The 12,730-nt window shown below is 55.0% G+C and carries 12 protein-coding genes and 1 pseudogene; 2 read left to right on the top strand and 11 right to left on the bottom strand.

From position 1 onward, the window contains the following. Positions 1–37 precede the first annotated feature (37 nt). From DS906_RS20440 to DS906_RS20455, 4 genes are read right to left on the bottom strand one after another with little or no spacing between them, the layout of a single operon-like run. Entirely contained in the window at positions 38–1,099 is a 1,062-nt protein-coding gene (locus DS906_RS20440) for a PotD/PotF family extracellular solute-binding protein (RefSeq protein ID WP_113791905.1), read from the bottom strand. 17 nt (positions 1,100–1,116) lie between these two features. Continuing rightward, on the bottom strand, positions 1,117–2,214 hold the full coding sequence (locus DS906_RS20445) for an ABC transporter ATP-binding protein (RefSeq protein ID WP_113791906.1): 1,098 nt from the start codon (positions 2,212–2,214) through the stop codon (positions 1,117–1,119). Next, positions 2,211–2,999, bottom strand: coding sequence for an ABC transporter permease (locus DS906_RS20450; protein ID WP_113791907.1), 789 nt, complete (start codon positions 2,997–2,999; stop codon positions 2,211–2,213). The genes DS906_RS20445 and DS906_RS20450 overlap by 4 nt, the downstream gene beginning before the upstream one ends. Beyond that, positions 2,996–3,865: an ABC transporter permease gene (locus tag DS906_RS20455; protein WP_113791908.1), complete on the bottom strand. Its 870-nt coding sequence runs from the start codon at positions 3,863–3,865 to the stop codon at positions 2,996–2,998. The genes DS906_RS20450 and DS906_RS20455 overlap by 4 nt, the downstream gene beginning before the upstream one ends. Before the next feature lie 109 nt (positions 3,866–3,974). Here DS906_RS20455 and DS906_RS20460 point away from each other — a divergent pair, with 109 nt between their 5' ends. After that, complete coding sequence (locus DS906_RS20460) at positions 3,975–4,628, top strand: TetR/AcrR family transcriptional regulator (protein WP_113791909.1); 654 nt, start codon at positions 3,975–3,977, stop codon at positions 4,626–4,628. A 142-nt stretch (positions 4,629–4,770) separates the two neighbouring features. Beyond that, a pseudogene (locus DS906_RS22755) lies at positions 4,771–5,041 on the top strand (DDE-type integrase/transposase/recombinase); the annotation flags it as partial. Positions 5,042–5,485: 444 nt separating this feature from the next. Here DS906_RS22755 and DS906_RS20470 read toward each other — a convergent pair. The 7 genes from DS906_RS20470 to DS906_RS20500 form a co-directional block, all read right to left on the bottom strand. Next, positions 5,486–5,656: a hypothetical protein gene (locus DS906_RS20470; RefSeq protein WP_199528616.1), complete on the bottom strand. Its 171-nt coding sequence runs from the start codon at positions 5,654–5,656 to the stop codon at positions 5,486–5,488. Positions 5,657–5,800: 144 nt separating this feature from the next. Continuing rightward, the gene (locus tag DS906_RS20475) at positions 5,801–7,288 is read right to left on the bottom strand and encodes a M81 family metallopeptidase (RefSeq protein WP_113791911.1); all 1,488 of its coding nucleotides are present in this window, start codon (positions 7,286–7,288) and stop codon (positions 5,801–5,803) included. Beyond that, complete coding sequence (locus DS906_RS20480; protein ID WP_113791912.1) at positions 7,288–8,934, bottom strand: amidohydrolase; 1,647 nt, start codon at positions 8,932–8,934, stop codon at positions 7,288–7,290. Before DS906_RS20480 ends, DS906_RS20475 begins: the two co-directional genes overlap by 1 nt. Positions 8,935–8,945: 11 nt before the next feature. Next, positions 8,946–9,869 (bottom strand): ABC transporter ATP-binding protein, encoded by a 924-nt coding sequence (locus DS906_RS20485; RefSeq protein ID WP_113791913.1) that lies wholly within the window; start codon positions 9,867–9,869, stop codon positions 8,946–8,948. Next, positions 9,866–10,846: an ABC transporter ATP-binding protein gene (locus tag DS906_RS20490; RefSeq protein WP_113791914.1), complete on the bottom strand. Its 981-nt coding sequence runs from the start codon at positions 10,844–10,846 to the stop codon at positions 9,866–9,868. The genes DS906_RS20485 and DS906_RS20490 overlap by 4 nt, the downstream gene beginning before the upstream one ends. Next, entirely contained in the window at positions 10,843–11,700 is an 858-nt protein-coding gene (locus DS906_RS20495) for an ABC transporter permease (protein WP_113791915.1), read from the bottom strand. The genes DS906_RS20490 and DS906_RS20495 overlap by 4 nt, the downstream gene beginning before the upstream one ends. A 12-nt stretch (positions 11,701–11,712) precedes the next feature. Next, positions 11,713–12,651 (bottom strand): ABC transporter permease, encoded by a 939-nt coding sequence (locus DS906_RS20500; protein ID WP_108859860.1) that lies wholly within the window; start codon positions 12,649–12,651, stop codon positions 11,713–11,715. Positions 12,652–12,730 lie beyond the last annotated feature (79 nt).

Below are 12,730 nucleotides of genomic sequence, written 5' to 3' on the forward strand. Positions count from 1 at the left end.
GGATCCGGAGCCGTAAGGCCCCGGAAAAGTGGTTGTGTTAGAAGCCGGCTTTGATCCGTTCAAATTCTGCCAGCATTTTCGCCTCAAGCTCGGGGTTCACCGCATCAAAGAACAAACTGCCTTCAAAGAAGCTTTTTGGATCCGAGAATCCATAGGCTTCGATGTTGGCCTGATCGGCAACTTCGAACGCTTTTGCGTTGGAATGTGGGTAGCCCCAGTTGTCGATGATGTACTGACCGCTGGCAGGGTCAGTGAGCGCGTTCAACAGATCATAGACCTGATCGACCGGTGTCGTGGAAGACTTCAAATGCACGTAACCGCAAGCCCAGGTCGCGATGCCCTTATCGACATCACGCATCATAGCGGCAGGCACTTCGTTCCAGATCAGGTTGAGTTCCGACTGGTTCCAAGCCCAACCCAATTCGATCTCACCGCTGGTCATGGCCTGATCAAATTGACCCGCATCGGACCAGTAAAAGCGCATGTTCGGGTGGATCGAGCGCAGGAAATCAGATGCTTCCTTGAATTGCTCGTCGCTCAGATTGGTATAATCGTCGGCGTTTCCGGTGGCCAGCGCTGCCAAGGCGTATGCAGATGACGCGGCATCCGGGACGGCGATCTTGCCTGCATAGGCCGGGTCCGCCAGCATTTGCAGCGAGATATCATCGCCTGAGATTTTGTCGGTGCGATAGATAAGGCCCGTGTTCCCCCACTCGAACGGCAACATGTAAAGCTTACCGTCGAGGACGATGGCGTCGACTTCCTTGATCTCGGGCAGCACATCGGCCCAGTTGGTCAGCTTACTTTCATCCAGCGGCTGGATCAGGTCGGCTGCGACCCATTTTCGGACCGCGTCGGAACAAGGATGCGCCAGATCAGCCGTGAAACCCGAACTCAGTTTCGTAAAGGCTTCCTCCTGACTTCCGAAATAGGAATAGCTCGGCGCCTCATCCCCGTATTTTTCCATGTAGCTGGCAAAGAACCCGGGATCTTCATATCCCGACCAGTCAAAAACCGTTAGATCAGCGCCACCTGCTATGGCACTTCCCGTGCTTAATGCCGTCGCACATACGAAGGCCGCAATTCCCTGTAGTCTCATTTTATCCTCCCACTATTTTACTTTGTGTCTGTACCTAGATCGATCACGCTTGCCCCCTGAAGCCCCAGCCAAACTGCGTCGCCGCGTTTGAAATCGACCGTGTGAAAATAGTTTGGAACTGAGACCGAGATTGGTTTCTCAGCTCCCTCCACCTGAATGTGATAGTGAATGTTCTCGCCATAGAAGGCGACGTTGCTGACAGTGCCCTGAACCGTTGATGGATAGTCCTCTGGCTTTTCAGCCGCGATTTCCAATTGTTCCGGGCGAATACCGATGTTCATGTCTTTAGAGCTGGTCGCAACGTTGGGATTTCTCTCAATCTCAATCCGCCCGAAGGCGGCTGCATCGATAGACAACATATTGTCGGTTTCGCCCAATAACTGGGCAGGCAGTATGTTCATCTCACCGATGAAACTGGCCACTTGCTGATCACAAGGACGGGCGTAAAGCGTGGTTGGTGTATCCACCTGCTTGAGCCGTCCATTGAACATCACGCCAATACGATCGGACATGGTCATCGCCTCATATTGGTCATGGGTGACCATCACAAAGGTGATGCCAAGCGACTGCTGGAGATTGCGCATTTCAAACTGCATCTGTTCGCGTAGTTTCTTGTCGAGGGCCGACAAGGGCTCATCCAGCAACAACACCTTGGGTCGCATGATCAGCGCGCGGGCGAGCGCCACCCTTTGCCGCTGCCCACCCGACAACTCACTTGCGCCGCGATCCTGAAGACCGCCCAACTCGACCATTTCCAGGGCCTCGGCTACGCGCTGTTCGATCTCGGCCTTGGGCGCCTTGCCCCGCAAGCCATAGGCCACGTTGTTCCCAACGTTCAGGTGCGGGAAGATGGCGTAGCTCTGAAAGACCATGTTCGTTGGCCGGTTGTTGGCAGGCACACCTTCCATATCCTGACCGTCGATCAGCACGGTACCCTCAGTCGGTTCCTGGAATCCGGCGATCATCCGCAACACCGTGGTCTTGCCGCATCCCGATGGGCCGAGGAGCGAGAAAAACTCGCCCTCTTTGAGATCGAGGTTGATCCCGCTGGCTGCTAGGAATGTGCCATAGCGCTTTTCGACGCCCCTGAGTTCTATGATGTTTCTGTCTGTCATCGGACCTCTGATGCGGATGAGCGGCGGCGGAAATACTCGGCCAATACCAAAAGCAGAACCGAGGTAAGCAGCAGGATAGAGCCCAAAGCCAAAACGTTTGGAAGCTTGGCGGGGAAACGGATCTGGCTCCAGATATAGACCGGCAGGGTTGGCTGGTTGCCGGACAGGAAAAAGGCTAGGACGAACTCATCGAAGCTGACCGTAAAAGTGACCAGCATGCTGGCTATGATACCGGGGGAAACGACCGGCAGTGTCACGCGGCGGAAGGTTTCGAACACGCCGACGCCCAGATCGTAAGATGCCTCTTCCAGCGACGCGTCAAAGTCATCAAAGGCAGACTTCAGGATCGAAACGGAAAACGGCAAGGCGAGGAACGTATGGCCCAGAACAACGGTCAGCAGAGATGGCTTGAGACCGAGAAACAGAAACAGAACCAGCATTGACGAAGCCACGATAATGCCCGGAATAACCAAAGGCAGCATCACCAAACCTTCGGCCGCACGCTGGCCCCGAAAACGGTATCGAACAAAGGCGCGGGCGGCGAACAGCCCTATAGCGGTGGATAGAAGTGCGACGACAGTGCCGACGCCAAGTGAATTCCAAAGGGCCTGGATCAACGTATCCTGCTCGCCCAGCTTCCGATACCAGTCCAGCGTCCAACCCTTGATCGGAAAGGCAACGATTGTGCCGCTGTTGAACGAGAACAAGGGTAGGAACAGAACCGGCAGATACAGAAAAACCAAATACAGGAAAGCATAGGCTGTTAAGGTCGAGGGGCGCTTCATCTGATCCTCCTCCCTAGCCGGGTGGCGGTAATGACAAACACGATGGCGACGAAGCCGACCGACAGCATCGCGATCAGCGAAAGTGTGGCGCCGAGAGGCCAGTTGTTGGCGGCCCCGAACTGAACCTGAATAAGATTGGCAATCATCTTCCCGTCCGATCCGCCGACCAGCGCTGGGGTCACGTAGTCACCGACAGTCGGAATGAAGATGATCAGGCATGCAGCAATGATCCCTGGGATGGTCAACGGCAGCGTCACCCGCATGAAGCGTTGCAAAGGACTGTTGCCGAGGTCGGTGGCGGCCTCCAACAGGCTTGGATCGATCTTCTGCAACGAGACGTAGATCGGCAGGATCGCAAAAGGTGCCCAGGCATGAGCAAGTGTCAGCACGACGGCGAATTCATTATACAGCAAGAAGTCGAGCGGTTCGTCGATCAGACCAAGCATCAGTAGTGCAGAATTCATCACTCCGTTGAACCCAAGGATGAGTTTCCAGGCAAATACGCGCAGCAGATAGCTGGACCAAAACGGAATGGTGATGAGCAGAAGCCAGATGGTCTTTTTCCGGACCTTCATCGCGATGAAGTACGCGATGGGATAGGCCAGTGCGACAGTAACTACCGTAACTGCTCCGGCAATCCAGATAGACCTTAGCATTAAGTGTCGAACCAGCGGATCAGCAAACGCCTCGCTATAGTTTTTCAACGTCGGTGTCTTGTCGAGCGTTACGTAGGTTTGGGTCCAGAATGAATAGGCGATCAGGATCACCAAAGGCGCCGCCACCAGAAAGCCCACGTATGCCGTGGCTGGTGCGCTGAGGGTATAACCCCGGGACGCTTCGCTACGAAAAATCACCCTATCTCCCATCTCGGTACTTACGAGTCTCTAATGGACGATCGTCCATTTAATGTTGCGCCAGAAAGGCCTTTCGTGTCAATCTTCCTGTGAGCCACCCATATGAGAAGACCCTAAGCTAATGGAATCATTGAATAGAGTGACCGAGCCCAAAGGAAGAAAGCGTAGTTCTAAGCGCGATCCGGAAGCCAATAGGCGGCTCCTGATCAAGGCGACACTGGATACTATTGCTGATATTGGAGTCACCGATACCTCGGTCAGTCGCATCTGCGAGCGCTCCGGTTTGTCGCGCGGAATGATCCATTTGCATTTCGGGGGGAAGGACAATTTGCTGACGGCAGCGGCCCAGCATTTCAGTACTGAGTATTATGCCGAGATGGACAGATTGGCCGATCTGGGCTCGGATGCATCGCCCGAAGACCGAGTGATGGCTGTGATTGAGGCTGATCTGTCCGAAGCTTTGCTCAATCCACGAAGTACGAAAATCTGGCATGCATTCCGAGGCATCGCGAGCTCACACCCAGGTATTGCCCGATACAGCAGCACTCAGGATCCCAAACTTGTCGAGACTTTGCGGCGTGCGTTCATGGAGATAGCCCAACAAAACGGGCATGATCCGAACTTGGTGAATGATGCCACCAGCGGAACGCTGGCCCTACTGGAAGGTATGTGGGTTAATTACCTGACCGATATGCAGATTTTTTCGCGACGACGCTCTGCTGAACTTATTCGAAGGTTTTTAGGTGGGCTTTTCCCAGGCAAATTCATGCTGTGAGGCTTGGCGACGCTCAGATTTGAGGTAGAGACAAAACCCCTTCTTTGAAAGCCGTCTGCTTTCTCGCAATCCTTGATCGGCATGTTGCACCTTCGCGCGGTTTGATCCTACTGGGGCTTGGTCTGCAATGCTACTTAGGAATGTCCGTTACGGCGTCGCCTACCGTGAACTGGAAGAGATCATGGCGGAACGTGGGGTGATGGTCGATCATGCAACGCTTAACCACAGGGTCGTCAAGTTTTCACCCTTGGCCCCTCACGCGGTTCAGAAACGGAAGACCAACACCGTTGCATCTTGGCGTATGGATGAGACTTATGTCAAAGTTCGTGGTGAATGGGCGTATCTGTATCGAGCCGTAAATCGCGACGGGCAAACCCTTGATTTCATGCTATCCGAGAAACGAGACACCAAGTCCGCAAAGAAATTCTTCGTCAATGCTCTGTGCACCAATGGTATTCCGAATACGGCTCACGAGACCGATGCCGGCTTCAAACGCCTCATCTCGGCTGCGGCAACACTCTCGGGGATTGAGACCGCCAACATGATCCGGAATGGACAGCTTGGGCCTTCGACAAACGGTTTCCGTCAATTTGCAAAGCTCACAGGCAAACTTCGCCTAATCAGAGCGATAGATTTGAACCAAGCCAAAATTTGCGACAAAACCGCTTTGGCGCGTGGTCGATCAATATGGCATCGTGTTGGACAAAATACTCCAACAAAAAAGGGACAAACGGGTTTTAAAACGCCTGTTACATCGCCTGATAATGCGTCTTGGTTTCGTTCCCAAACAAACATCATAGACAAGCTACGTTCACATGCCGTCACCCGAGCCGCTTGAAATCCTTGTACCACTTGAATTAGAAGCCCTGCGATTGCCCCTTACGACGGCAAAGCTCAGCTACGCTGTCCTCGTCACGAAACCCATCAAGTACGATCCGAATCTCCTCTTCGCTGGAATTCTGCTTGCACATAACACGCTTGATTTCTTTGACGATTTCATCGCCGGTGCTCGCCTTTGTTTTTCTCATCGTCCACTTCTTGGTGGCAGCGATGAGTAACAAACCATTTCTTAGCAAAAAGACCTACTTGGACCCATAAGCGCCTACTTCAAACAACATAAGAGTTACTGGATCAAAGCCCAACTTGGGCACCAAGTCGATCATTTGACACCATTATCTGTTGGCGGTGTTGGGCAATCTGGTTGAGACATTGGAATAGGGGACTTGCTCCAGATTGCACAGAAACGCACCTGGCGCAGAAACGGCAAAAACGTCGGCTGCAATGGGCTCAAAATCGGCCCTGAAATGCGTCGTGCTCTTTACGCAGACGACGGAATAATGCGTTGGATCAAGCCCAATATGAGTAAAATGTGCACGATCCAGACATTGATTAGGTAGGCTTGTGACAACGAGGTCGATCTCGGCTTCGAAACCAACCAACCGTAATGCAGCTGTCTTGCCAAGCGTTGCAACACCACCGCCATACATTTCACCAGTATAGCGGCATGTGCCATCCCCTAAGGCCAGTACTTCAAACTCTGCTTTGATCGGAACGTGCCCAGCTAAGTTGGACTTTGCACCGATCGCCAGTTTGACCATTGCACCTTCACCTGCCGCATGGGCTTGTTCTGCACTTTCCGGATCATGGAACAGGCCCATCAAAACACTTTTTGTACCACCTTCAATCAGTGCTGCCAGCAACCCAGTGGTATCAGACGTCCCGCCCGCACCGGCGTTGTCCTGAACATCTGCCAAAACAACCGGCTTTTTCCGACTTTGGCGGCATGTCAAAACCGCTTCTTCCAAAGACAGCATTGAGCAATCAAGATCCGCTTCACGGGCCATAAACAAATTGACGATCTCGTCTGCAGCAGCGGCAGCTTTGTTGGCAGTGGCAGCGTAGACAACGCAAGACGGGCCTGTGTCTGGGAAATCTGCCGCTGTAAAACCTAGAGCGATCTCTGCCAGGATTCCCTGCTGCTCCAACCTTGCTGGAACTTGATAGATTTCGTCGAAGGGCGGAGCGCCAGTATATTGCGCGTGCAGGGGGATGAGATAAGGCACCGCTCGGAACGCTTTGAATAGTGTTTCGCCATCGAAAAGGCACTGCAGGACAGGAACGCATCGTGCGCCAGTTTCTGCCATATCCAAATGGGGATAGGTGCGAAAAATCGACAGGTAATCCGCGTGTTCCACCATCTGAGCAGATATGTTGGCATGCAGGTCTAAACTTGCAACCACTGGAATTTTGGGGCCCACGGCTTCACGCACACGGCGCAATATCTCTCCTTCGCCGTCGGCAAGATTTTCGGTGACCATTGCCCCGTGGAGATCAAGAAAAACGCCGTCGATGTGACCCGCTTCTTTAATTCCATCTAACAGCTTCCCGCAAATCGTTTCGAATGCGTGATCGGTTACATGAGCGGACGGCTCGGCTGAGCACCACAGTATCGGCTCGATTTCAAACCCTGCGGCGGCAGCCGCCGCGGCAAAACCTGCGACAGGTAGGTTCATACCATCAGTTTCCAAGATAACCTGTGAGCCGTGCAACATGCCGGGCCAAGAATCTGCCATCTCGAACTTGTGCAGACCTGCTTTTGACACACCGAAGCAATTGGTTTCATGCTGAAACCCCGCGATCGCAATACGCTTGGTCGTCATTAGGTGTGCTCGATTTCTTTTTTGCGATACGTTGCAGCAAAAACACTTTGGCCGGCGCGGATCGTTTCGAGCACCTGTGTATCATTCAGACGGTTCGGATCGTGAAGGGGATTGCGCGAGAGGACAACGAAGTCCGCAATTTTACCCGTCTCGATAGATCCGCGCCGATCCTCCTTGAACACCTGCCAGGCGGCGTCGATGGTTTGGGCACGCAAAGCTGAAAGAACGCTGATCTTCTGATCCTCGCCAAGCACACGGCCTGAAGAGGTTTTCCGATTTACCGCACAATGGGCCAGATGGATTGGACGTGTTGGCGTGACCGACGCGTCGTTGTGGATCGTATAACGCACGCCAAACCGCTCGGCTGATGCTGCCGGGGATATCCTCTCGGACCGCTCGGGGCCCAAGAAGGTGTCATAGTGGCGTTCCCCCCAAAAATAAACATGCGCGGGAAAGAAGCTAACGGTAAGGCCAAGTTGGGCCATACGCTCTAATTGATCATCCCGCAGGGCCTGGCCATGAATAATGGTGTGCCGATGATCTGCGCGGGGATACGCACGCAGTACTTTTTCAACCGCATCAATGAACATCTCGGCGCCGGCATCGCCGTTGCAGTGGCAATGAATCTGTAAACCCCTGCTATGCAGTTTGCTGACATCAGCATCCAGCTGCTCTTGCGAGGTGTAAGTCATCCCACGAGGATGTTCTGGATCAGCCGGCTTGAAATACGGAACAGACAGATACGCGGTCTGCAACTGAAAAGCCCCATCCGTGAACAGTTTGCGCGGACCTAGTGTGAAATGCGGGTTGCCGGGCCAGTTCGTGCCGATCCATTGGGTACTTAGCTCTGGCTCCAGTCTTCCGACGGGTAACAGCTCGATATCAATTCCCGGATCCTGATCTGCGGGCAGGCTGGCGAAGTGATCCAGCATGGTTTGCGACGTCCAGGCATTTTGGGCATAGGTCACCCCATGGGTCAGATATTCGTCACGGCAGGCATCAAAGCCCTGCCAGAACCTTTCGCGGTCAATCAGGAAATCGGTATCGCCCATCTCTCCCATGGCCGAAAGACCTTCGATCAATCCCGTTAGGGCTCCGGTTTCAGGGTCACGGCCAAAACGGCCACCGTCCGGGTCTGGTGTGTGACGGGTTACCCCACGCTTCTCAAGCGCAAGAGAATTTGCCGTGCCATTGTGACCCGATGCATGAATAACCCAGATTGGATGACGCTGTGATACCTTGTCCAACTCGGCCCGCGTGGGCATACGACCTTCGAGAATGGATGTATTGTCAATCGACACTCCCATGATCCATTCACCCTCGGGCGTTGCACTAGCCTTTTCCCGCAGCCTGTCCAACGCCTGCGCCATGGTCCGGCAATCCCCTAAAGGAGGCGACGACAGGTCAACACGGAACAGCCGGATGAACCCCGGATCCGGGAAATGCCCGTGAGGGTCAATAAACGCGGGCATCAGAGTGCGCCCCTGCAGGTTGCGTTCCTGAGTATCCGCAGGCATGCAAGCGCGCAGATCGGCCTCGGTTCCAACGTCCTTGATCCTGTGTCCTTCGGTCAGAACCGCCTCCGGCGAAGAATTCTGCGCATCCATTGTCAGGATTGTGCCGTTGAAGAAAAGTGTACTTGGCATTGGGCTTCCTACTACGATAACGGCGCCAGACAACGCAGCCCGTGGCCGCCGTCCACTTCCCATTCTGGAGTCTGGGTGCAAATGTCCTTTGCAAAAGGACAGCGTTCACGGAATTCACATCCAGAGGGGCGTTTGAGCAGGCTGGGGGGTTCACCTTTTAGGGCAATCCGTTCCAACCGCGCATCCGGATCCGGCTCTGGGTTGGCGCTTAACAGGCAGCGGGTGTAGGGGTGGCGCGGATCTCTGAAAATCGTCTCGGTTGTGCCTTCTTCTACCAACCGGCCCAGATACATGATGCCCATTCTGTCGGCCACGTGGCGTACAACGCTGAGGTTATGGGTGATGATTACCATCGCCAGACCCAGCCGTTCGCGCAGATCGTTGAGCAGGTTCAAAAGCTCACCTTGCACCGACACATCGAGGCCTGCGGTCGGTTCATCCGCGAGGATCAATTTCGGCTCCAACGCCAGCGCTCGGGCCACGCCCACTCGCCGCGCTTGCCCACCCGACAACTGATAGGGATAGCGGTCTGCGAAATGCGTGGGCAGATTGACCATTTCCAGCAGTCGCTTGGCTTCTGCATCCAGATCTTTGTCTTTCATACCCTGAATACGGTAAGGCTCAGTGATCAGGCTGCGGATTGTTAGACGCGGCGACAGGCTTCCCACCGGATCCTGAAACATCATTGCCATGTCTTTGCGCAGCGGACGCATGACACGTTCCGGCGCGCCGCGAATTTCCTGCCCCTCAAAAGTAACCGAGCCGTCCTGCGCAGGCGCAAGACCCGCAATGGCGCGTATCACGGTCGTTTTGCCAGATCCGCTTTCGCCAACCAGCGCGTAAGTCTCGCCGGGTTGCACGGTAAAGCTGACACCCGCCAAAACATTGACTGGGCCATAGCTAGTTTTAAGGTCCACGACGTTCAGCAAGCTCATGTTGTGACCTCCTCGTGGTTCAGCCAGCATGCGGCGTGATGGCCTTCTTTCAATTGATCCAACGGCGGCACTTCGGTGGCGCACCGTGCCATTGCTTGATCACAACGATCGCGGAAGATGCAGCCACCCGGTAGGTTGGCCAGATCAGGCACTTCACCGGGAATGGTCGGCAACACACGCGCGCGTTCTTTGATATGACCGGGATCACATTCGATCAGGCGGCGTGTGTAGGGGTGTTTTGGGTTATGAAAAATCTCACGCACTTCGCCGCTTTCGACAACTGCGCCGGCATACATCACCACCACCCGCTCACAGAGTTCCGCAATCACGCCCAGATGGTGCGAGATGAACAGGATGGCACAGTGAAACTCGCGCTGCAGCTCTTGCAGACGTTCGATGATCTGCACCTCAAGCGTTGCGTCCAGCGCTGTGGTCGGCTCATCCGCGATCAAAAGGTCAGGCTCTGACATCAACGCCATTGCGATAGCGATCCGTTGGCGCATTCCGCCCGAGAATTCATGCGGGTATTGCTTTAGGCGCGCCTCGGGATCGGGGATGCCAACAGCGCCCAGCATTTTGGCGGCGTGGGCCAGCTTGTCCGGTTTTGACTGTTTGGAGCGGTGCTGAATATCCAGCATCTGCTGCCCAATGGTCAGAACCGGATTGTGCGTTTGCATCGGGTCTTGAAAGACGATGGATATGTCCGCCCCGCGCAGTTCGCGCATATGTCGTTCCGATGATTGCAGCAAATCCTGCCCTTTGAACCTGATCTCTCCTTCGCGGAACCGCGTATTGGGCGCTGTCAAACGCAGGATGGACGAGATCAGAGTGGACTTACCGCAGCCGGATTCCCCGACAATGCCAACTATTTCGCCTTTGTTGACGTCGAATGTGATGTCTCTCAGAGCCTTGAGGTCGCCCCGGCCGGTTTCGTAGTCGACGCTAAGGTGGTCGATTTCCAGAAGTGTGTCGGTCATCGTTGTTTCCTCAGTTTCGGGTCAACCACATCGCGCAGGCTTTCACCCAGGAACGTGAATCCAAGCGTTGCCAGAATGATCGGCAAGCCCCCACCCACCACCAGCCACGGCGTTTGACGGATCAGAGAATAGCCATCCTTAAGCAAAGCACCCCAGCTGGGCGTCGGAGGTTTCACACCCAGCCCCAAAAAGGACAGGCCCGCCTCCAACGCGATAACCGTGGGGATATCCATGGCCGCCAACACAGCGAGAACGCCAATGATATTTGGCAGCATATGCACGCCCAGAATGCGCGCCATGCTAGCCCCCATCGACCGCTCTGCCAGAATGAATTCAGAGTTGCGCAGCGTCAGTGTCTGGGTTCGCGCGACGCGACCGTAAGTTGGGATTGAGGTCGCCATGACGACGAAGACCACGGTTTGAAGGCTGGGTCCGATCAGGGCCACAACGGCAAGCGCAAACATCACCGTTGGAAAAGATCGGATGGTATCGAAGAACAGCATCAGAAGATTATCAAGCCATTTCGGCCCATACCCGGCAATCATGCCCAGCGTCAGGCCAATCGCCATTGCGCCGAACACGGCAGGCAATGCCACCTTGAGCGCAACTTGCCCCCCGGCGATAACCCGCGAAAACGTATCGCGCCCTAACTGATCTGTACCTAGCAGGTGTGCGGCGGACGGTCCTTGCAAGCGAGATTTGATATCCATCGCAATCGGATCATAGGGTACAATCCAATAGGCGAAGATGGCACAGAACACGATGACACCGACGATGATCAAGCCCATAAGTCCAAGCGGGTCGCGGGCGACGCCGATGATGATCTGGCCAAGTTCGGAACGAGATTTTTCCATAACGCTCCCTCCTCAATGAGCCGTGCGTGCGCGTGGGTCGAGCAACGCATTGATCAGGTCTGCCAATGCGGTCGACACCACGAACAACGCCGTTGATATGAGGACCGAGCCCATAACAATCGGGTAGTTTCGGGTGGTAATGCTATCGATAACCAACTTACCCAAACCCGGTCGGGCAAAGACGATTTCAGCAAAAACGGCGGAGCTGAGAAGAAAGCCCATCCCTACCCCGATCACGGTGACCACCGGCAAAATGGCGATCCGCAGTGCATAAACCATGACCACGCGACGCTCGGCGATGCCAAAGGCGCGCGCCGTGCGCACATGGCTTTCGCCCATAACCTCGAGCATCGAGGCGCGTACAAGCCGGGCAATATAGCCAACCCAGCTGAGGCCGATGGCAAAGGCGGGCAGAACCAGATGGTCGAGGCGATCCCAGAACCCCTCTCCGGCGCCGATGGCGGGAAACCACTGCAAATGCACGGCGAATACCAGCAGCGCCAAAAGTGCGACAACAAAGGCCGGGGCAGCCACGAAGCTGACGGAAATTGCTGCGGCGATCCGGTCGATCAGCGTGTTGGGATGCGCCGCCGCGTAGGCACCAAGTGCGATGCCCAGGCTTGCAGACCACAGGATTGACGCAAAAATCAGTTCCAGAGTGAACGGCAACTGCTGGAACACGATGTCCGTCACGGACCGACCCGAAAATACATCGGTTCCCAGGTCGCCTTGCAGAAGATTCCCATAAAAGATCAAAAGTTGTTTCCAGATCGGTTGATCAAGCCCCAGCGCCGCTGTGAGTTGGGCCTGAAGTTCGGGCGTGGCGCGCGGGCCCAGCATGATCTGGACCGGATCGCCTGGAACGGCGCGGATCATCAGGAACATGACGGTGACCGCCACGAACAGGATGAGTAGCGACAGCCCGAAGCGACGGGTTGCAAAACTAAGCATGGCCAACTGGCTCCTTGTGGCTTGGTGGCGTTCAATTTGGCACGGCGAGCATTACGCGCCCGCCGTACCCGGTCGACCT

Origin of the sequence: Ruegeria sp. A3M17 (genome assembly GCF_003318255.1) — a bacterium.
Taxonomy (GTDB): Bacteria; Pseudomonadota; Alphaproteobacteria; order Rhodobacterales; family Rhodobacteraceae; genus Ruegeria.